Raw genomic sequence first — 20,665 nt, forward strand, 5'->3', positions numbered from 1 at the left:
GCGTGTCTCTCCTCGGAGGGGCTGTGCTGGTGGTCGGTGTCGGGCTCATGGGCCGGTCCCGCCGTCGGGCGGTGGGGAGATCTCGATCGTCGTCGTGGCCTCGGCGCTCCACGCGCCGTCGCCCTTCGCGTTGCGCGCCCTGACCTGCACGGTCACCTGGTGCGAGCCCGCTGCCGGGTCCGCACCGAGGACGTCGCGGGCCGACAGGCGCATGGACGTGGCGTTCGCGCCTGCCGTGTCGGAGCTCCACCGGTCGCCGTCCGCGCGCCAGCGCACGTCGTACCCGGAGATGCGCAGGCCGCCGTCGTCGGGCGCGTTCCACGAGACCGTGAACGTGCCGGGGTCGGGGCTCTGGTCGGCCGCGACGGCCACGTCGGGCACCGTGTCCGGGACCGAGCCCCAGTCGAAGCGCTGCGTCTTCGTCGCCGTCGAGCCCGCGTACGACCGGCCGTCGATGGTGGTCGAGGCCTGGACCGACAGCGTCAGGTCGACGCCCGAGAACGGGATGGCGGTCGCGGGCACGTCGAACGTCGCCGAGGTGCCCGTCAGCCCGTCGTCGCGGGCCAGCGTCGTGTTCCCCCGGACCGTGTACGCGTAGGTGAGCCCGGACCCGCCGCCCAGGTTCGTGACGGGGTTCCACGAGACCTTGATCCGGGTGGGCCGGCCGCCCGACCCGGTCTCGACCGTCTCGAAGCTCAGGCCGTCCGGTGCCGGGGGCGGCGTGGTCGCCTGTGCCGAGGCCGGGGCGCTCCACGCGCTCGAGCCCGCGGCGTTCACGGAGCGCACCTGGTACTGGTAGGTGACGCCGCCGTCGAGGCCGTCGAACCGCACGCTCAGGCGCGCACCGCCCACCGAGTGGATGCTACCGTCCGGGAGCTTGACCTCGTACGCGGTGATGGGCGACCCGTTGTCGTCGGCGGCGTTCCAGGACAGGTCGATCGCACCCTCGCCCGCGGGCGCGGAGGCCGTGACCCCCGTGGGCGCCGCGGGCAGCCCGAACGTCGACGCCGTCGTCGTCCCGGCCGTCCCCCAGCCCGCCTTGTTCTTGGCGCGCACGGAGACCTTGTAGGCGACCTTCGTCTGCGCGTCGTTGAACGTGTAGCGACGCGTCCCGGCGGGGACGGTCGCGGTCAAGCCGTTCGGCCCGTCGATCGTCACCTCGTAGCTGCCGATCCGGTCACCGTTGGACCGCGGCTCGGTCCACGTGATCTCCAGGACGCGCCCCGCGTTGGTGTCGGCGGGCAGCGCCTTGACCTCGGGGGCGTCGGGGGCCGCGGCGGGCGTCTCCGTCGCGGACGGGCTCCATGCGCTGGGGTCCGGGGCGGCGTTGTGCGCCCGCACGCGGACCGTGTACGCGGTGCCGTTGTTCAGCCCGGTGAACGTGTGCCGCGTGCTCGTCTCCGTGACCGAGCCCGTGACACCGCCCGTGATCTCGACCGTGTAGGACGTCACGGGCGAGCCCGAGGACTTGGGCGCGTTCCAGGAGACGTCGAGCCGCCCGTCCCCGAAGGTCAGCGTCGGCACCCCGGGCGCGTCGGGCACGGCGTCGGGACGGGCGGGCAGCGACGCCCCGCTCGGGTCGGACCAGCCGACCGCGTTGCGCGCCTCGACGGTGAACGTGTACTCCGTGTCGTTGGTGAGCCCGTCGAACGTGCAGCTGGTGGTGGCGCACTCCTTGGTCAGGCCGCCGGGCTGCGCGGTCACGCGGTAGCCCGTGATGGGCGTGCCCCGGCTGTCGGGTGCGGTCCAGGACAGCGCGACGCTCCGGTCGCGCACCGCCCCGATGCGCGGGGCGACCGGGGTCGCGGGCTTGCCGCGCACCGTCACGGTGATCCGGCCCTCGGCGTCGCGGTCCGGGTCGCCCGTGACGTCCCGCACCCGGAAGCGGACCACCATCGACCCGATGAAGCCGACGTCGGGGCGCACGCTGACCGTCGAGGCGGTGTGCCCCGCGGTGCCCGAGCCGGGCGTCTCCACGGCCGCGTCGACCACCGTGAGCGGCGAACCCGGGAAGGGGTTGAACGCGCCCTCGAGCACGTCGAGCGTGACCTGCTGCCCCTCGGCGCCGTCGGGCACCGAACGGTTGAGGACGCGCGCGGTCGGTCGCATGCTCGCGCTCGCGCGCAGGTCGATCTTCTCGTCCAGGGTCCCGGTGCGGCCGTAGCCGATGCGGAGGCCCAGGGACGCCGTGGTGCCCTTCTTGGTGGTGGCCGCCGCGCTGACGGACAGCACCGAGCCCTCGAGCTTGGTGGTGAAGCCCGGCGGGGTCGCGGTGGTGATCGCGTACGAGTACCGGGTGGCGGAGCCCGCGGCGCCGTCGGGTCCCTTGGTGAAGGCCGCGAGGTCGACGAGCACGGGCGCCTCCCCGGGCGGGACCTCGATCACGGCGGGCGTGAACACGGGCGGGTGGTCCTCGGCCGCGAACACGTCGATGGGGATCGTCAGGTAGGCGGTGCGCGCGTGCGTGTCCCCCGGCCCGGTGCTGTCGGTGACCGGGACGGTGATCGAGGCCGGGCCGGCGTAGCCCTCGGCCGATGTGAAGACGAGGGTGGACCTGTCCTTGACCAGGCTCTCGCCGTTGGACTTCGAGGCCGTCACCGCGGTGACGTCGAGGATGGTGGCGCTGCGGCCCGGTGCGACCTTGACGTACTCGTCGAGCTGCAGCTCCACGCGCTCGCCCGACGCGACGCGCGGCGTGGCCACGTTGGGCCGCAGGCTCGGCGGGAACTCGCCGCGGGCGGGGACGGTGATGAACGCGTACGACGCGACCTTCCCACCCGGCGCCGTGGTGTTGGTGAGCAGGAACGGGACCGTCTGCGCGGTGTCCACGAGCGTGACGATGACGTTGCCGGCCGCGTCCACGCGGGCGACGTCCGCCACCGTGGCGGGCACGGACACGGCGAGGTCCTCGAGCGGGCCGCTGGGGTTCTGGGCGACGGCGAGCACGTCCACTGACACCTCGGTCAGGCCGAAGGTGTCCTTGGCGGGCACGACGACGTCGCGCGCGATGGGCCGCAGCACGGGGGCGTCGTCGTCGACGGTGACCTGGAGCACCGCCGTGTCCTGCCCGCCGAGCGCGTTGCTCGCCCGGTACTGGATGCTCCACTGCCCGTTCTTCTTCGGGGCGACGACCGCGATGCGCCGGTCCTCCACGGTGGCCTCGATGCCGTCCGGGACCACCAGCTCGGGGTCCAGCCGCAGCCCGTTGCCGCTGGAGTCGACGTCGTTGGCCAGCACCCGCACGTCAACGCTCTGCCCCGGGCGCACCGTGACCGCGTCGTCCCGGGCGACCACGCGCACGGCGGTGCTGGGGCGGGCGCTGATGCCCACCCGGATGGTGGCGACGGCACGCTGCCCCACCCAGTCCTCCACCGCGTAGGTGAACTCGTCGGTGCCCACGTCGCCGGCGAACGCCGTGTACTTGATGAAGTCGGCTCCCACCTCGACGCGCCCGTGCTTGGGCGAGGACGCCGGACCCAGGAGGGTGACGCCGTCGCCGTCGCGGTCGATGCCGACGAGAGGGATCGGGATCTGCACGGACTCGCCGGAGAACACCCGAGCCACGACGTCCCGCGGGCGCGGCGGCGCCTTCGTCGCCGGGTCCGACGCGTGCACCGTCACCGTGAGCGTCGCGCCCGTGCGCGCGAGCCCGTCCGTGACCTCGAAGGTGGTCCGGACCGTGGTGGGCGTGGCCGGCGCCTGGTAGCGCAGCACGTCGCCCGAGACGAAGAGCAGGCCCTGGCCGGGGGCCAGCGGCTCCGGGAGCTCCGGCACCAGCGAGAGGCTGTCGCCGTCGGGGTCGTAGGACGTGTCGAGCACCGGGATGGTCACCACGCCGCCCGTGCGCACGGTCACGGCGACGTCCTGCACCACGGGAGGGCTCTGCTCGGCTGAGGCGGGCACGGGCTGCACGACGATCTGCCCGGTGGCCTGGGCGTTGCCGTTCGAGACCGTGTACGTGAGCACCTCCGGCCCGTCCAGCGCGCGGCTGGCGCGGATCTGCACGAGGTGCCGCTCCAGCACGGCGGCGCGCAGCGGCGAGTCGTCGGGGACGGTGAGCTGCGTCAGGACCAGCACGTTGCCGGAGGGGTCGGAGTCGTTGGCCAGGGGGTCGATGGTGACCTCCCCGCCCGCGGGCAGGAACGCCCGGTCGGGGACGGCCACGGGCGGGGGCGCCTCGCCGGGCCACTCGACGACGTCGATGCGCGCGATCCCCGTGGCCTGCTGCGGCGCGGCCGTCACCACGAACTGCACGTAGTAGGTGCCCACGCGCGAGGCCTGGAAGGCGAAGGTGCCGTCCTCGAGGTCCGGGGTCACGGTCGCCCCGGCGACGTCCTGGACGGACGCGAGGCGCACCGGCTCGTCCGAGGTCGAGCGGACGGCGTCGAGCGGCTTCACGGTGATCGGCCGGTCGATGTAGGTGACCGCGTGCACCGGGTCCAGCTGCGGCGGCAGCGACCCCGCCGCGCGGACGTCGACGTCCAGGCTGCCCTGCACCGTATGGGACCCGTCGGAGACCGAGAGCGTGACGCGCGCGCGACCGAGGGTGCCGCCGCTCGCGTCGAACGTCAGCGTGCCGTCGGGACGCACCTGGACCTCGCCGGACTTCTCGGCGACGCCCGCGCCCACCAGGATCAGGTCGTCCCCGTCGGGGTCGCGGAAGTCCGCGAGCACCTGGTAGGTGGCCTTGCCGCCCTGCTCCACGCGCATGGAGCCGACCCGCAGCTGCACCGGGGCCTCGTTGCTGCTCTCGGGCGTCGCGGTCAGGCGCACGGTCGCCGTCGAGGGCGCGGTGGTGCCCCGGCCGTCGGTGATCGTGTACGTGAACTGCACGGTGCCGGAGGCCGACGGCGAGACGTCCACCTGCAGCGCACGGCCTCCGTACACCGCACTGACGTGGCCGAAGGACGACGGCAGGTCGTCGAAGTCGGAGACGACCAGCACCCCGCAGTCCGCGGAGGAGTCGTTGTCGATGACGGACAGGATGGTCGAGCGGCCCGGGCGCACGCCGAACTCGTCGTCCACCGCGGACGGCGGCGACGCCTCCGACGAGCACTCGGTCACCAGGTCCTGGACCGTGTCGGTGCTGTCGGAGTCGTCCTGCTGGTCCTTGGGGTCGTCCGGCTTCTCGATGTCGTCCCAGTTGGGCGTCCGCAGGTTGGTGTCCTCGAGCGGCAGCCACAGCCGCCCGCGCGCGGTGTCGTTGAGCACCACCATCGAGCGGTTCACCCGGAACTTCAGCTCGTCCTGGGCGGACGTGTCCTGCAGGTTCTTGACCACGGCCTTCTTGCCGTCGCACAGCTGCAGGTAGGAGCCCGTCGCGGTGGCCCACGCCGCGTGCGCGCAGGAACCCACCTGCACGGGGGCCGCCGGGACGCCCGTGCCGGTGGTCGCGTGCTCGGTGGGCGAGCCGCCGTCCAGCGGCACCTCGAACAGTGCCGACGTCCCGGCCACCAGGACCCGGGACCGCGCGGGTCCGGGCTGCTGGAGCACCAGCCCGTCGCCGTCCACGTCGACCGGGCCGCCCGTGGTCCACACCGTCGAGCCGCGCAGCGCCACGGGCTCGTCGCCGACGGCCGTGAGCGCGTCGATCGGCCCCTCGCCCAGGGAGCCGGCGGCGGCGGGCGCCTGCCCGGGCGCCACCCGGGTCACGTCGCCCTCGCTGTCGACCGCGAGGACCGTGCCGTCGGGAGCCACCACCGCGCGGCCCGCGTCGCCGAGCTCGACGTCCGGCGGGTCGGTGCCGACCCGGAGCGACTCGAGGGCGGTGATCTCGCGCACGTACAGGCCGCCGTCGGCGTCGACCACGGCGACGACGCCGCCGGCCATCGAGACGTCGGCGCCGGGTGCCGGGACGGGGGTGCCCAGCGCGACGTCGGCCGGGTTGACCACCGCGAACGTGTCCGGCTGCAGCAGCAGCACGTCGCCGCCGTCCTGCTGCACGTCGAAGGTGCTGCCGGCGGTCACGAGGCCCGCGTTGAGCTCCTCGACGGGCACGTTGTAGCGACCGACGCGCAGCTGGTCCGTGGCCGTGACCCAGACGCTGCCGTCGTTGAGGTCGAGCTTGGCCAGCGGGAAGCCCTGGTTCACGATGGCCAGCACCGCGACGAGCACGGGCACGGTGACGACCGCCGCCGCGGTCGTCGCGCGGTGCCGGGCCCGCAGCCAGCTCATGACGCGCACGCCTTCGTCGGCTCGTCCGACGACCGACCGTCCGCGCGCACGATGGTCACCTGGATGCACACCTGGCCATCGTCCCCCGTGGGTGGCACCGCGACCGAGGTCGTCGGGACGAACGCCAGCTCGGGATCGCCCGTGGCGCTCAGCACGCCCCACAGGTAGCGGTCGCCCTCGGCGGGCTGGGGGTTGGTCCAGGTGAACACGAACGTGCCGTCCGACTGCCGCGTGCCCGACAGGCCGGTGGGCGAGGGCACGTCCTGGCCGACGACGGCGTCACCGGGGACAGAGAACTCCTGGCTCGGCTGCGGGTTGGGGCCGTCGTCGCGGTTCATCGCGGCCGCGGCGACGCCGATCACCGCGGCGAGCACGACCACGCCCGAGACGATGGCCGTCACGGTCCGTCCCCGGCCAGAGCTGGGCTCCTCGTCCGGCTCCTCTGCAGGGACGTCGAGGACCGGCAGTCCGTCGCTGGTCGGTGCCTCGGGCACGGCCGCCCAGGTCGGGGTGCTCGGAGCCACCTCGATGACCGGTCGCAGGCGGGTCGCGTCGTCGCTCTGGGCCGGCTGCCGCACGTCGTCGGGGGCGAGGGGCACGTCGGGCAGGTCGAGCGGTGTGACCGGCAGCCCGAGGTCGGCCTCGACCTGCTGGAGCGCGCGCGCGACGGCCTGCGCACTCGCGTACCGGCGGGACGGGTGCTTGGCCATGGCGCGCTCGAGGACGGCGAACAGCGCCGGCGGCACGTCCTGCCGGCCCAGCTGGGGCAGCGGCGTGCGCTCGATGCGCGTGACCAGGTCCTGGGCGCTGTTGCTGCCGCCGGGCACCTCGAACGGCGTGCGCCCCGCGAGCAGCGAGTAGATGGTGGCCGCGAGCGAGTACACGTCGGAGCGCTCGTCGCCGGTGGGGTGCTCGGCGAGCAGCTCGGGCGGCGACCACGGGATCGACATGCCGACGGTGGCGCCGCCGCCCTGCCCCACCGTCGCCGCGATGCCGAAGTCGGTCAGCGCCGGCCAGCCGAAGTCGGTCGTGAGCACGTTGGCGGGCTTGATGTCGCGGTGCAGGATGCCCACGGAGTGCGCCGCCTCGACAGCCGAGGCCAGGCGGATGCCGATGCGCAGCGCCTCGTGCACCGACACGTGCTCGGTGCGGTAGCGCTGCGCGAGCCCCGGCCGCGAGCAGTACTCCATGACCAGGTAGGGCCTGCCGTCGGCGGCGATGGCCGCCTGGTGGATGGTGACGATCGACGGGTGGTGCGACAGCTGGGCCATGAGGTTGGCCTCGGTCTGGAACCGCTCGCGCACGTCGTCGTCCAGGCTGCCCGCCAGGAGCACCTTGACCGCGACGTCGCGCACGGGCAGGTCCTGGCGGTACAGGAAGACGTCCGCGAACCCTCCCAGCCCCAGCAAGCGCACATACCGGTAGCCGGGAAGCGTCGGCGGCGCCGAAGGCTCCCGGCGTGCTGTCACCCTCGTTCCACCGTGAACGTCACCCCGTCGCCCAGGTCCACCACGTGGCCGGACTCGAGCGGTGTCGCCTCTCCCGGGTGCAGGCGCCGCGCGCCCTCGCCCGTGCGCGTCACGTGCACGCCGTTGGTCGACGCGAGGTCGGTGACCAGCACCTGGCCGTTCTCCACGCGCACCTCGGCGTGCGTGCGCGAGATGTCCTGCTGCGGGCTCGGCACGGTGACGAGGTGCGGCAGCTCGCTGTTGGTCACGCGCGCCACCTGCGGCGCGCGGCCCAGCAGCACGGCCCGGTCCAGCGGCACGACGAGGCCCGTGGAGAGCACCAGCTGCGGGACGACGCCCGCCTCCTTCGGCGGTCCGAACGGTCCGGGCACGGCCTCGCCCGTCCAGTCGGCGGCCCAGGAGGGCAGCCGCTCGCGGATCGCGGCCAGGTCCGTGGACAGGATGGTGAGGCCGTCGTGGTCGTCGACCGACGAGCCACCGACCGACACGAGCGCCGGGAGCGCGCTCGGGGACGAGGTGCTCGTCGCGGCGGTGGTGAACGTGGGCGCCTCGATGGGCGCCTGCGGGGCGGTCGGCGCCGGCTCGTCCTGCGCGGGCACGGGGTCGTGCGCCGGACCCGTCTCCGGCCCACTCGCGGGCTCGTCGGCCGCGGCCTCGAGCGGGACGAGCGCGGGGACGTGGACATCGCCGTCGGGCTCGTCGGGCTCGTCGTCGGGCACGGCGTCGGGCACGGCGTCGTGGCTCGCGCGAGCCGACGACTCGTCGTCCTGGTCCTCGACGGGGGCCGGCGCGGCCGCCACGTCGTCGGGGACGGCCGGTGCGGTCGCCACGTCGTATGGCACGGCGGGCGTGGGCGTCGTGACGGCGGCCCCCCGACCCGCGCCGGCGTCCTCCGACGCGGGCCCCTGCTCGGGGTCCTCCGCGGCGGCGGGTGCCTCGGGCGCGACGACGGGGATCGCCGACGTCCCCTCGGCCGCCGCGGCGGGGACCAGGGCCACCTCGATCTGCGCGGCGCGAGCCGTGCCGTCGCCCAGCGGCCACGAGGCCTCGCCGGCCGACTCCTGCCCGCCCGCGCGCAGCTCGACGCCGACGGCGGGCTCGAGCACCTGCTCGGTCCAGGTCGTGACACCGTCCGCGGTCAGGCTGCGCGACCCGACGGCCGACCAGACGACCACCTCGACGTCGCCGCGCTGCACCACGTGCACGCGCTGGCCCCGGACCGCGACCAGCGCAAATCCCGGCAGGCCCTCGAAGCCCTGCCGCGCCAGCACTGCGAGCGCGCCGAGCACGCCGTCGGCGCCCCGCTCCCACACGGCACGGACCGTGTCGGCGGGGACGCTGGGGTCGAGCAGCGCGACGAAGCCCGGGCAGGCGACCGCGGTCCAGGTGCCGGGACGGTAGGCGGGGACGCTCATCGCGGGAACTCCTGCTTCGCTGGGTCGGTCGCGGCGACGGAGCCGGCGGCCGGGCGGATCCGCGGCACCGTCGCCCCGTGGAGCATCTCGTCCCACTGGTGGACGCCGAGCTCCGCGCCCATGCGCGGCACCGTGATGTGGACGTCGTCGAGCTGGCCGGAGGCGGTGGCGACGTCGACCACGACGGCGCTGACGTTGTCGCGTGCACCGTGCTCCAGTGCCCGCCCCACCAGTGTCGCAGCTGCCTCCTGCGCGTCCGGCACCGAGCGCAGCACGGCGGCCAGCTCGGCCGGCCCCAGCTCGCGCGTGAGCCCGTCGGTGCAGATGAGCAGGCGGTCGCGCGGTCCCGCCGGCAGCAGCCAGTAGTCGGGCTCCGGCTCGCCGCTGGTGCCGAGCGCACGGGTCAGCACGTGCCGCTCGGGGTGGGAGGCCGCGTCGGCGACCTCGATCCGCCCCAGGTCGATGAGCTCCTGGACCACGGAGTGGTCCACGCTCACCTGCTCGAGGGTGTCGTCCGCCCAGCGGTACACGCGCGAGTCGCCGACGTTGAAGACGAGCCAGTAGGCGCCGCCCTCGTGCACGGTCACGGCGACACCGGCGACCGTGGTGCCGCCCTGCCGGCCACCGGTGAACTCGCCGCGGATGCGGCTCGCCGTGCGCGAGAAGCATGCGTGCACGTCGTCGGCCGTGGCCGACGGCTGGCCCGCCAGCTGCGCGAACTCCTCGACCGCGATCCGGCTCGCCAGGTCACCCGCGTCGTGGCCGCCCATGCCGTCGGCCACCAGGAAGACGGGCGGGTAGGCCAGCAGCGCGTCCTCGTTGACCTCACGCACGAGCCCTCGGTCGGTCGCTGATCCCCACGACGTGCGCATGGTCACCCCCTCGTGTCGGTCGCCGGAGCTGACGGCTCAGACGATACGTCGGCGCACATCGTGCCTCACCTGAGCCGAGAACGGCACATCTGACACCAGATCGGTCACGCGTCGCTCAGATGCCGAGCTGGAACACGCCCCAGTACGCCAGGACGACCAGCACCACCGAGCAGCCGACCACGACGGCCCAGAACGAGATCGCCCGGAGCACCCCCTCGGCCTGCCTGCCGACGAGTGCGAGCGCCTCCCGCTCCCGCTGGAGGAGGACCACCAGCGCCGCGACCGCGGCGATGCCGAGCAGACGGACTCCCACCCAGCCGCCCTTGACCACGACGTCGTTCTGCTCGTAGTCCAGCGCCAGCTTCGCGATCGCGACCAGGTACCAGACCAGCCCGGCCACGGTGAGCACGGCCCCGAGCGCGCACACGACCATCCGCAGCGGGATCCCGCGCGGGAAGCGGTGCACCACGGCCGTCGCCCGGCCCCGGCGTCGTCGGACCACCTCGACCGCACGCGCGCCCGGCACCAGCACCAGCGGCAGGACGATGAGCCCCGCGCCGACGAGCACCGTGGCGATCACCACGTCGCCGTCGCGCAGCCAGCTCGGCTCGGGCACTGGCGCGGCGACGAACTCCTGCGTGGGCTGGTCCCCGGCGATGCGCGGCGGCGCGGCGGCGGTCGCCGGCAGGCCCAGCACCCACCCGCTGAGGTCGGTGAGGAAGCTCGCAGCCATGACCCCGTCGATCTTCAAGCCGTGGTTCGCGCCGGCGTAGTAGCGCACGGTGACGTCCCCGTTGCCCGCGATGGCCGTGTCGCGGAGCACCTGCTCGGCACCCTGCACGATCGGCATGGACGAGTCGCCGGTGCCGTAGACCATGAGGACGGGCTGGGTCATCTTGCGCTGGAAGGGCGTGACGTCGAAGTCGGCGTACTCGAAGCCGCCGCCGGGCAGCGCCATGCCCACGGCCCGCGGGATGGCACGGAAGACGCCGTGCGGCACGTTGGTGTTGCGCAGGTAGTTGTCGGCCGCGAACGCGGCCTGCTCGCGCGGCGGCACCACGGGCGCCGACGCCAGGACGACGAACGCGAGCCGCGGGTCGGACGCCGCCATGACGGGGGCGATCCACGCACCCTCGCTCTCGCCGTACACGCCAACGCGGGCGGGGTCGACGCCCTCGTGCACCCGCAGGAGCGCGACCGACCGCTCGTAGTCCGCGGCCATGGCGACGTAGTCGCGGTGCCTCGCGGAGTACGTGTCGAGCCGCTTGTCCGGGACCATGGTGACGATGCCGGCCGCCGCCATCGCCGCCGTCTGCTCGCTGAAGGCGGTCTCCGACGAGCCGGTGCCCGCGCCGTGCACGAACACGACCCCGGGCATGGGCTCGGGCGCGCCCACCGGGATTCGGATCTTCGCGCCCACGGTGGTGCCGTCCAGCTGGACGGTGACCCGCTCGATGCGCACCGGGTAGGAGCCGAGCGTGGGCGCACCACCGATCGCCGTCGACGGGGATTCCGCGAGGATGGGGTCGGCCAACGGCACGGGGTCCCACTGCGGGCCCATGACGGCACCCAGGATGGCCAGCACGATCACGCCGAGCGCGGTGCTGGCGACGAGCCGGTACGGACCCGTGAGCCGTCGCTCGACGAAGCCGCGCACGCGCCGGCCGCCACCCGGCGGTGCGTCGTGAGCCACGTCCTCCCGGTCCTGCTGCAGCACGTCAGAACCCGAGCCGGCCGAGCTGCTTGGGGTCGCGCTGCCAGTCCTTGGCCACCTTGACGTGCAGGTCCAGGTACACCCGGGCGCCCAGCAGCGCCTCGATCCCCCGCCGCGCCTGGCTGCCGACGTCGCGCAGCCGCGCGCCGCCCTTGCCGATGATGATCGCCTTCTGGCTGTCGCGCTCGACGAACAGGTTCACGCGCACGTCGAGCAGGGGCGGACCGTCGCCCGTGCGCTCGCGCGGCACGATCTCGTCGACCACCACCGCGAGCGAGTGCGGCAGCTCGTCGTGCACGCCCTCGAGGGCGGCCTCCCGCACCAGCTCCGCCACCATGACGATCTCGGGCTCGTCCGTCAGCTCGCCGTCCGCATACAGCGCGGGCCCCTCGGGGAGATGCCCGACCAGCACGTCGGCCAGCGTGTCCACCTGGTACCCGCCGACGGCGGACACGGGGACGATGTCGGCCCACTCGCCGAGCCGGGAGACGGCCAGCAGGTGCTCCGCGAGCCGGCCCTTGGGCACCAGGTCGGCCTTGGTCACCACGGCGACCACCGGCGTGCCGCGGCCGTCACGGGCCAGCTGCTCGAGCTGCTCCGCGATGAACCGGTCCCCCGGGCCCACCTTCTGGTCCGCCGGCAGGCAGAAGCCGATGACGTCGACCTCCGTGAGCGTGTCCTTGACGAGCGCGTTGAGGCGCTCGCCCAGCAGCGTGCGGGGGCGGTGCAGCCCGGGGGTGTCCACGATCACCAGCTGCGCGTCCTCGCGGTGCAGGATGCCGCGGATGGTGTGCCGCGTGGTCTGCGGCCGGTCGGAGGTGATCGCGACCTTCTGGCCGACGAGCGCGTTGGTCAGCGTCGACTTGCCCGCGTTGGGCCTGCCGACGAAGCAGGCGAATCCCGAGCGGAAGGTCATGGCGTGGCTCCGTGGTTCTGTGGGTCGTGCGCGTCCTCGCCCGCGTCGTCGTCCGACTCGCGCCGCTCGATCTCGCTGACCAGGACGGTGGCGAGCCGGCGGCGGCGCCCCTCGACGCGTTCCGCGACCAGGTGCAACCCGTGGATGTCGCCCGCCGACCCGGGCAGAGGAACCTTACCCAGTGCCTTGGCCAGCAGACCGCCGGCGCTGTCCACGTCCTCGTCGTCGACCTCGAGACCGAACAGCTCGCCCAGCTCGTCGTGGCCCATCCGAGCCGGCACGCGGTAGACCCCCTCGGCGACCTCCTCGACGGCGAGCGCGCTCTGGTCGTGCTCGTCGGTGAGCTCGCCGACGATCTCCTCGAGGGCGTCCTCGATGGTCACCAGGCCCGCGATGCCGCCGTACTCGTCGACCACCAGGGCGATGTGCGAGGCGCCGGCCTGCAGCTCGCGCAGCAGGTCGTCGACCGGCTTCGACTCGGGCACGAAGATGGCGGGGCGCACGAGCGAGGACACCGGGGCGTCGAGCACGTCGTCCGACTCGTCGCGCTGGCCGGGTGCGAACGGCACGCGCCGGACGATGTCCTTGAGGTAGAGCACGCCGCGCATGTCGTCGACGTCGTCGCCCGTGACGGGCACGCGCGAGAAACCGGAGCGCAGCAGCAGCGTGAGCGCCTTGTGCACGGGACTGTCGGCGTGAGCCGTGACCATGTCGGTGCGCGGCACCATCACCTCGCGCGTCAGCGTGTCGCCCAGGCCGAGCACCGAGCGGAACATCTCGCGCTCGTCGTCCTCGATGGCCTCGGACTCGCTCACGCGCTGCACCATGTCGCGCAGCTGGTCCTCCTCGTCGTCGACCGCTCCGCGCGCGCTGGGCGTGCTGCCGGCGAGCCCGCCGGCCACCGCCGTGACCGCGAGCAGCGGCCCCGACAGCAGGGTGAGCGTCGCGAGCGGGTGCCGTCGGCCGATGGTGCGCGGGCTCACGCGGACGAGCAGGAAGGCCACCAGGGCGCACACGGCCACGGCGACGAGCCCGACCGCCCACCACGGCAGCGAGCCCGCGGACACGACCAGCGTGATCCCGACCGTGGCCACCATCTCGGCCAGCAGCCGCACGAACGCGGCCGCGGACGCGACGCGTGCGGGGTGCTCCACCAACCGGCGCACGCGGTCCGAGGACGGGTGCCGCTCGCTGATGAGCTCGGTCACCGCGGCGCGTGAGACGCGCATGACGGCGACCTCGCCGGCCGAGAGGGCCGCGGCCGCCAGTATCCCCGCGAGCGAGACGACGACGAGCAGGGCGACCGGGACGTCGGTCATGCGGCGCGCGTCACCGGCCCGCGAGGAAGGTGAGGAGCAGCCTTCGCTGCAGCGCGAACATCTCCTTCTCCTCCTCCGGCTCGGCGTGGTCGTAACCGAGCAGGTGCAGGATCCCGTGCGTGGTGAGCAGCAGCAGCTCCTCGACCGTGGAGTGCCCGGCCGTGACGGCCTGCTGCGCGGCGACCTCGGGGCACAGCACCACGTCGCCCAGCAGCCCGGCGGGCGTGGTGTCGCCGTCGCGGCCGGGGCGCAGCTCGTCCATGGGGAACGACAGCACGTCGGTGGGCCCGGGCTCGTCCATCCACTTGACGTGCAGGTCGGTCATCACGTCCGTGCCCACCAGCATGATCGACAGGTCGGTCTGCGGGTGCAGGTGCATCTCGTCGAGCACGTAGCGCGCCAGGGCGGCGAACTCGGCCTCGTCGACCGCATAGCCCGACTCGTTGTTGACCTCGATGCTCATCGAGTCCTCAGCTCCTGTCCCAGCGCGCGTACGCGTCGATGATCTCGCTCACGAGCCGGTGCCGGACGACGTCCGAGGACTCCAGCCGGCAGAACGCCACGTCGGGGATCCCCTCGAGGATCTGCTGCACCACGCGCAGGCCGGACGGCTGCCCGGAGGGCAGATCCACCTGGGTCACGTCGCCAGTCACGACGACGGTGGACCCGAAGCCGAGCCGCGTGAGGAACATCTTCATCTGCTCGACCGTGGTGTTCTGCGCCTCGTCCAGGATGATGAACGAGTCGTTGAGCGTGCGCCCGCGCATGTAGGCCAGCGGCGCCACCTCGATGGTCCCGGCCTCCATGAGCCGCGGGATCGTCTCGGGGTCCACCATGTCGTGCAGCGCGTCGTACAGCGGGCGCAGGTACGGGTCGATCTTGTCTGAGAGCGAGCCGGGCAGGAACCCGAGCCGCTCCCCCGCCTCGACGGCGGGACGCGTGAGGACGATGCGGTGCACCCGCCGCTCCTGCAGCGCCTGGACCGCCTTGGCCATGGCCAGGTACGTCTTGCCGGTGCCGGCGGGCCCGATGCCGAACGTGACCGTGTGCCGGTCGATCGCGTCGACGTAGTCCTTCTGCCCCGACGTCTTGGGACGGATGGTGCGGCCGCGGCTGGACAGGATGTTGAACGTGAGGATGTCGGCGGGCTTCGCGTGCGCCCCTGCGGTGAGCATCGCGACGGTCCGCCGCACGACGTCGGGTGTGAGCGGCGTGCCCGCGCCCGCCATCTCGACGAGCTCGTCGACCAGCCGCGCGACCAGAGCGACGTCCCCCACCGGGCCCGCGAGCTTGACCTCGTTGCCGCGCACGTGGATGTCGACGCCGGTGAAGCCCTCCTCGATCGAGCGCAGCACCTCGTCGCGCAGGCCGAGGAGCTCGACCATCGAGACGTCGGCGGGGACGGAGATGCGGTGCTCGACGCGGGCGGGCGCGCCGACGGTGCGGGGGGCGGGGGTGGACTCAGCCATGAGGTCGGCGGACGCCGCTGCGCTCCTAGATCGTCGGTTCATGCGTCGGACACGTGCGTACCAGCGAGTCTACCGAGCGTCCCCGACACCACGCCGCCCCTGACCTCACGCCCAGCGTCCCGTGCGCTGCGCGAGCAGCGCGAGGGCCACGGGCCCCGCGGTCGAGGTCCGCAGCACGTGCGGGCCCAGCCGCACGGCACGGGCGCCCGCGTCGGTCAGCCGCCGCAGCTCGTCCTCACCGATGCCGCCCTCGGGCCCGACGACGACGAGGAGCTCGCCGCGAGCCGGCAGCGGCACGTCGGCGATCGGGACCGACGCCTCCTCGTGCAGCACCAGGGCGCCGCCGCCGGCAGCCACGGCGGCCTCGATGCGCACCGCGAGCGCCTTGCTGTCCACGGGCTGGCCGACGTCGGGCACGCGCGCCCGGCGCGACTGCTTGGCCGCCGTCCGCACCGTGCCCAGCCAGCGCGCGCGACTCTTCGCGGCACGCTCGCCGCGCCACACCACGATCGAGCGGTCCGCCTGCCACGGCACGACGCCGTCCGCGCCCACCTCGGTCGCCGCCTCGATCGCCTGCTCGTCGCGGTCGCCCTTGGCGAGCGCCTGCACCAGCACGAGCGCGAGCTCGGGCGCGGGCTCGTCCACCCGTTCGAGCACCTCGACCAGCACCCCGTCGCTCACCACGGACGAGATCCGCCCGACGAGCCGCACGCCGAGCCCGTCCACCACGTCGATGCGCTCACCCGCGGCCCGGCGCTGCACGACGCCCGCGTGCCGGCCCTCCGTGCCGTCGAGCAGCAGCGTCTCGCCGACTGCGGCGCCTCGGACGCGTGCCTCGTCGCCGAGGAAGACGGGAGCGCTCAACGCCCGGCGAGCTTGTCGCGCAGCTTGCCGAACACGCCCGAGTGGCTGGTGGCCAGCCGGGCGTCGGGACGCTCCTCGCCGCGCAGCGAAGCCAGGCGGCGCAGCAGCTCGGCCTGCTCGTCGTCGAGCGACGTGGGAACCGTCACCTCGACGTGCACGTGGAGGTCGCCGCGACCGCCGACGTGCAGGTGGCCGACCCCGAGGCCCTTGAGCGTGACCACCTGCGCCGGCTGGGTGCCGGGGCGCAGGTCCACCTCCTGCTCGCCGTCCAGGGTGTCGAGCGTCAGGACCGTGCCCAGCGCGGCGGCCGTCATGGGCACCTCGATGGTCGCGTGCAGGTCGTCGCCGCGACGCACGAACGTGTCGTGCTTGCGCTCGCGCACCTCGAGGTAGACGTCGCCCGCAGGGCCGCCGGCGGGGCCGACCTCGCCCTGGCCGGTGAGCTTGATGCGCGTGCCCGTGTCGACGCCGGCGGGGACGTCGACCGACAGCGTGCGGCGCGAGCGCACGCGACCCTCGCCGGAGCACTCGGTGCACGGCTCGGGGATGACGGTGCCGAACCCGTGGCAGGCCGCGCAGGGCTGCGTGGTCATCACCTGGCCGAGGAAGGATCGCGCCACCCGCTGGACGGTGCCGCGGCCGCCGCACACGTCGCACGTGCGCGGGGAGGTGCCGGGGCGGCAGCACGTGCCCGAGCAGGTCGGGCAGACCACGGCCGTGTCGACAGGGACGTCGCGGTGCACGCCGAACGTCACGTCGGCCAGGTCGAGGTCAAGGCGGACGAGCGCGTCCTGGCCCCGCCGCGCGCGCGGGATCGGGCCGCGCTGGGTCTGCGCCCCGGCGGCACCGAAGAACGTCTCGAAGATGTCCTGGAACCCGAAACCGCCACCGGCACCGCCGCCGGGCGACGCCGGGTCGCCGCCCATGTCGTACGTCCGGCGCTTGTCCGGGTTGCCGAGCACGTCGTAGGCGCGCGACACGTCCTTGAACCGCTCTTCGGCTCCCGCGTCCTCGCCCGCCACGTCGGGGTGGTGCTCGCGGGCCAGCTTCCGGTACGCCTTCTTGATCTGCTCCGGGCTCGCGTCGCGCGGCACGCCGAGGATCTCGTAGTAGTCGGTCACAGGGAGGTGTGCTCTCTTCCGATCGTCAGGGTCAATCGAGGTCGCGGACGGCAGGAGCCGCGCTCACGACCCGGCCAGGATGCGAGTCAGGTAGCGGGCCACGGCGCGCACGGCCGCCATGGTCCCGGGGTAGTCCATCCGCGTGGGGCCGATGGAGCCGACGCGGGCCACGGCGCCGTGCTCGTCGCCGTACCCCGTGGTGACGAAGCTCGTCTCGAGGAGGCCGGCGTGCTGGGTCTCGCGCCCGATCCGGACGGAGACCGTCGCCTCGTCCTCGGCCATCTCGGACAGCAGGCGCATGAGCACCACCTGCTCCTCGAGCGCCTCGAGCACCGGGCCCAGCGTGTGCCCGAAGTCGCTGCCTCCGCTGCGCGCCAGGTTGGCCGTGCCCGCCAGGACCACGCGCTCCTCGCTCTCCTGCGCGAGCGTCTCCTCGATCACCGAGACCACGGACGCGACCAGCGAGGCGTGCGCCGGCTCGAAGGCCGCGGCGAGCCCCGTGAGCGCTGCGGGGAGCTCGGACGGCCGACGGCCCGCGACGGACACGTTGAGCTGCACACGCAGGCGCGCGATGACGACCTCGTCGATCTCGGCGTCCGTCTCGAGCGTGCGCTGCTCGACGCGGCCGGTGTCCGTGATGAGCACGACGAGCAGGTGACGCTGCCCGACGGGCACGAGCTCGACGTGGCGCAGTGCCGAGCGCCGCAACGACGGGTACTGGACGACGGCGACCTGCTGCGTGAGCTGCGCGATGAGGCGCACGGAGCGGTCGACGACGTCGTCGAGGTCCACCGCGTCCTCGAGGAAGGAACCGATGGCGCGTCGCTCGGCCGCCGACAGCGGCTTGACCGTGGTGAGGCGGTCGACGAAGACGCGATAGCCCTTGTCGGTCGGCACCCGGCCGGCCGACGTGTGCGGCTGCGCGATGTAGCCAGCCTCCTCGAGCGCCGCCATGTCGTTGCGGATCGTGGCCGGCGAGACGCCGAGCACGTGCCTCTCGACCAGCGCCCGCGAACCCACCGGCTCGCGCGTGGCCACGTAGTCCTCGACGATGGCGCGCAGCACGTCCAGTCGACGGTCGTCGCTCACGGTGCACCTCCTTCGTCGTCCACGGGCCGCCCGGTCGCCGGGTAGCACTCACATTGTGTGAGTGCCAAGCGTACGCCGCCACGCCGCCCGATACGCGGAGCCGTGCACCACCTCACGTCTTAGGGTGACCGGCGTGAACCACGACCGCTACGGCTCCGACGTCCTGGGGGGAACGCCCACCACCCACCACCGAGCACCGCGAACCTCGCGCCCGCAGGCGGCCGAGCACGGGCTCGTGGTCGAGGAGGTCACCACCGGATGGGTGGGCGCCGTGATGCGCGTCGAGAAGTCGGGCGGGCAGCACGTGGTGGTGCTCGAGGACCGCGCCGGTCGCACCCGAACCTTCCCCCTGGGCCCGGGATTCTGGGTCGACGGGGAGCCCGTGCTGCTCACCGCCCCGGTCCGTCGGACCGCGCCCGCCGCCCCCACGCGCACGGCGTCGGGGTCGGTCGCGGTGCACGACGCGCGCGCCCGGGTCGCCCGCGCGAGCCGCATCTGGGTCGAGGGCAAGCACGACGCGGAGCTGGTGGAGAAGGTCTGGGGCGATGACCTGCGCCTGGAGGGCGTGGTCGTCGAGCTGCTCGACGGCGTGGACAACCTCACCGACGCGCTGCGTGACTTCGGCCCCGGACCCGGTCGCCGCGTCGGCGTGCTCGTCGACCACCTCGTGCCCGGGTCCAAGGAGAGCCGGATCGCCGCCGAGGCCACGCGCTCCGCACCCGCGGGCTCCGTGCTGGTGCTGGGCCACCCCTACGTCGACGTCTGGCAGGCGGTCCGGCCCAAGCGCATCGGGCTGCGGGCGTGGCCGACGATCGAGCGCGGCACGGAGTGGAAGCACGGAATCCTGCGCGAGCTGGGCTGGCCGGCCGACGAGCAGGCCGACGTCGCGCGGGCCTGGCAGCGCATCCTGCGCTCGGTGCGCAGCTACGCGGACCTCGAGCCCACGCTGCTCGGCCGGGTCGAGGAGCTCATCGACTTCGTGACGGCCCCCTGAGCTCCTCGACCCGCGACGGGCGGCGTCAGGCGGCCACCTGCTCACCGAGCAGGCGGCGGTAGACGCACGCCGTGGCGATGAGCGCGACCGGCAGCGCCACCAGCACGCCCACGCCGCACAGCAGCGACCCCACGAGCTCGGCGACGTACACGGCGAGGAACAGCAGGATCACCGTGCCGAGGTTCTTGTTGACCAGGGCGAAGCTGGACTTGATGGCGTCGACCGCGCCCTGCTTCTTGTCGATCACGAAGAACAGCGCGAACTGCGCGAAGAACGCGAAGACGATGCCGGGCACGAAGCAGAGCAGGAAGCCGATGGCCGTGAGCAGGCCGATGAGCAGCGACGCGCCGATCACGCGCCCGAGGTCGTCGAACGTGAAGAACGTCTTGAACTCGAGCGGCCTGCCGTAGGTGACGTGCAGCGCCGCGCGGATCACCCCCGCCTGCACCAGCACGCCGACGAGCACCATGATCGCGACGAACAGCAGCGAGGCGAAGAACCCGCCGGCCAGGAAGCCGGTGTCCCGCGTGATGGTGCCGTCCTCGTTGATCTGCAGGTCGCCCGACGACGAGCTCGCGATGAGGATCGCGTAGAAGATCGCGGCGAGCACCGCGTAGACCGCGACGTACGCGAGCACCGCGAGCAGGATCGGCCCCACGTTCTGCGTGAACTTGTTCCAGCCGTAGGTGAACGCGTCGGCCACGCTCACGGTGCTCGGGCCGCCCGCTGCGCCGTAGGGGGCCGCGGGGTAGCCGCCCTGCGGGTAGCCGGCGGGCGGGGGCGGGTAGCCGCCAGGGGGCGGCGGGTAGCCGCCAGGCGGCGGGGGCGGGTAGCCGCCGGCCGACGGGCCGGGCGGCGGTGCCTGGTAGCCCGGGACCGGCTCGGGCGGCGCGCCGTAGGCGGGCGCGCCGTAGGCCGGGGCGCCGTAGGCGGACGGCGGAGGCGGCGCGACCGGCGGCGTGGGAGGTGCCGGCGTCGGGGCGACGGGCGGCTCGGGCGCAGCAGGCGCCTCGGGCGCGGTGGGCGCTTCGGGGCCCGGCTCCGGCGCGGGCGCGGGCTCCGGCGCGGGGGCGGGCTCAGGAGCCGACGGCGGCTCGGGCGCGGGAGGCGTCGTCGGGACCGGCGCGTCCTGGCCGGGCTCGTCGTCCTGGGGCGGCTTCCCGCCAGGGGTCTCGCTCATGTCAGCTTCCTCCCGAGTCAGGGCGGTGGTCGCCCTCGCGCCCACCGAACCGAACCGGACAGGCGGGTG

General features: G+C 73.9%; 14 protein-coding genes. 1 reads left to right on the top strand and 13 read right to left on the bottom strand.

The window, feature by feature from the left end; all coding sequences use genetic code 11:
• Positions 1 to 45: 45 nt before the first annotated feature.
• From QRT05_RS09375 to hrcA, 12 genes are all read right to left on the bottom strand, one after another.
• Entirely contained in the window at positions 46 to 6,174 is a 6,129-nt protein-coding gene (locus QRT05_RS09375; protein WP_289446896.1) for a fibronectin type III domain-containing protein, read from the bottom strand.
• Positions 6,171 to 7,643, bottom strand: coding sequence for a serine/threonine-protein kinase (locus QRT05_RS09380; RefSeq protein WP_289446897.1), 1,473 nt, complete (start codon positions 7,641 to 7,643; stop codon positions 6,171 to 6,173). Before QRT05_RS09380 ends, QRT05_RS09375 begins: the two co-directional genes overlap by 4 nt.
• On the bottom strand, positions 7,640 to 9,058 hold the full coding sequence (locus tag QRT05_RS09385) for an FHA domain-containing protein (RefSeq protein WP_289446898.1): 1,419 nt from the start codon (positions 9,056 to 9,058) through the stop codon (positions 7,640 to 7,642). Before QRT05_RS09385 ends, QRT05_RS09380 begins: the two co-directional genes overlap by 4 nt.
• Entirely contained in the window at positions 9,055 to 9,891 is an 837-nt protein-coding gene (locus QRT05_RS09390; protein WP_289446899.1) for a PP2C family protein-serine/threonine phosphatase, read from the bottom strand. The genes QRT05_RS09385 and QRT05_RS09390 overlap by 4 nt, the downstream gene beginning before the upstream one ends.
• A 154-nt stretch (positions 9,892 to 10,045) precedes the next feature.
• Positions 10,046 to 11,647, bottom strand: coding sequence for an alpha/beta hydrolase family protein (locus QRT05_RS09395; RefSeq protein WP_326522642.1), 1,602 nt, complete (start codon positions 11,645 to 11,647; stop codon positions 10,046 to 10,048).
• Between the two features lies 1 nt (position 11,648).
• Positions 11,649 to 12,560 (bottom strand): GTPase Era, encoded by a 912-nt coding sequence (gene era / locus QRT05_RS09400; protein ID WP_289446900.1) that lies wholly within the window; start codon positions 12,558 to 12,560, stop codon positions 11,649 to 11,651.
• Positions 12,557 to 13,879, bottom strand: coding sequence for a hemolysin family protein (locus QRT05_RS09405; protein ID WP_289446902.1), 1,323 nt, complete (start codon positions 13,877 to 13,879; stop codon positions 12,557 to 12,559). The genes era and QRT05_RS09405 overlap by 4 nt, the downstream gene beginning before the upstream one ends.
• A 10-nt stretch (positions 13,880 to 13,889) precedes the next feature.
• Positions 13,890 to 14,342, bottom strand: a complete 453-nt coding sequence (ybeY, locus tag QRT05_RS09410) for an rRNA maturation RNase YbeY (protein ID WP_289446903.1) — start codon at positions 14,340 to 14,342, stop codon at positions 13,890 to 13,892.
• 7 nt (positions 14,343 to 14,349) lie between these two features.
• Positions 14,350 to 15,348 carry a PhoH family protein gene (locus QRT05_RS09415; protein WP_289446904.1) on the bottom strand — a complete coding sequence of 333 codons (999 nt, stop codon included), beginning with the start codon at positions 15,346 to 15,348 and terminating at the stop codon, positions 14,350 to 14,352.
• A 105-nt stretch (positions 15,349 to 15,453) separates the two neighbouring features.
• A complete protein-coding gene (locus QRT05_RS09420) occupies positions 15,454 to 16,212 on the bottom strand; it encodes a 16S rRNA (uracil(1498)-N(3))-methyltransferase (protein ID WP_289446906.1) in 759 nt (252 codons plus the stop codon).
• Complete coding sequence (gene dnaJ, locus QRT05_RS09425) at positions 16,209 to 17,333, bottom strand: molecular chaperone DnaJ (RefSeq protein WP_289446907.1); 1,125 nt, start codon at positions 17,331 to 17,333, stop codon at positions 16,209 to 16,211. Before dnaJ ends, QRT05_RS09420 begins: the two co-directional genes overlap by 4 nt.
• A gap of 63 nt (positions 17,334 to 17,396) precedes the next feature.
• Positions 17,397 to 18,422, bottom strand: coding sequence for a heat-inducible transcriptional repressor HrcA (gene hrcA, locus QRT05_RS09430; RefSeq protein WP_289446908.1), 1,026 nt, complete (start codon positions 18,420 to 18,422; stop codon positions 17,397 to 17,399).
• A 133-nt stretch (positions 18,423 to 18,555) separates the two neighbouring features.
• Here hrcA and QRT05_RS09435 point away from each other — a divergent pair, with 133 nt between their 5' ends.
• Positions 18,556 to 19,416, top strand: coding sequence for a DUF3097 domain-containing protein (locus QRT05_RS09435; protein WP_289446909.1), 861 nt, complete (start codon positions 18,556 to 18,558; stop codon positions 19,414 to 19,416).
• A 25-nt stretch (positions 19,417 to 19,441) separates the two neighbouring features.
• Here QRT05_RS09435 and QRT05_RS09440 read toward each other — a convergent pair whose 3' ends face one another.
• Positions 19,442 to 20,596: a hypothetical protein gene (locus QRT05_RS09440; RefSeq protein ID WP_289446910.1), complete on the bottom strand. Its 1,155-nt coding sequence runs from the start codon at positions 20,594 to 20,596 to the stop codon at positions 19,442 to 19,444.
• Positions 20,597 to 20,665: the final 69 nt, after the last annotated feature.

It is taken from the genome of Cellulomonas edaphi, assembly GCF_030362815.1.
Classification (GTDB): Bacteria; Actinomycetota; Actinomycetes; order Actinomycetales; family Cellulomonadaceae; genus Cellulomonas; species Cellulomonas edaphi.

Excerpts from the sequence above, each read along its gene's own strand:
- QRT05_RS09375 (WP_289446896.1), bottom strand. The coding sequence starts at position 6,174 with ATGAGCTGGCTGCGGGCCCGGCACCGCGCGACGACCGCGGCGGCGGTC.
- QRT05_RS09385 (WP_289446898.1), bottom strand. The coding sequence starts at position 9,058 with ATGAGCGTCCCCGCCTACCGTCCCGGCACCTGGACCGCGGTCGCCTGC.
- era (WP_289446900.1), bottom strand. The coding sequence starts at position 12,560 with ATGACCTTCCGCTCGGGATTCGCCTGCTTCGTCGGCAGGCCCAACGCG.
- QRT05_RS09405 (WP_289446902.1), bottom strand. The coding sequence starts at position 13,879 with ATGACCGACGTCCCGGTCGCCCTGCTCGTCGTCGTCTCGCTCGCGGGG.
- ybeY (WP_289446903.1), bottom strand. The coding sequence starts at position 14,342 with ATGAGCATCGAGGTCAACAACGAGTCGGGCTATGCGGTCGACGAGGCC.
- QRT05_RS09415 (WP_289446904.1), bottom strand. The coding sequence starts at position 15,348 with ATGGCTGAGTCCACCCCCGCCCCCCGCACCGTCGGCGCGCCCGCCCGC.
- QRT05_RS09440 (WP_289446910.1), bottom strand. The coding sequence starts at position 20,596 with ATGAGCGAGACCCCTGGCGGGAAGCCGCCCCAGGACGACGAGCCCGGC.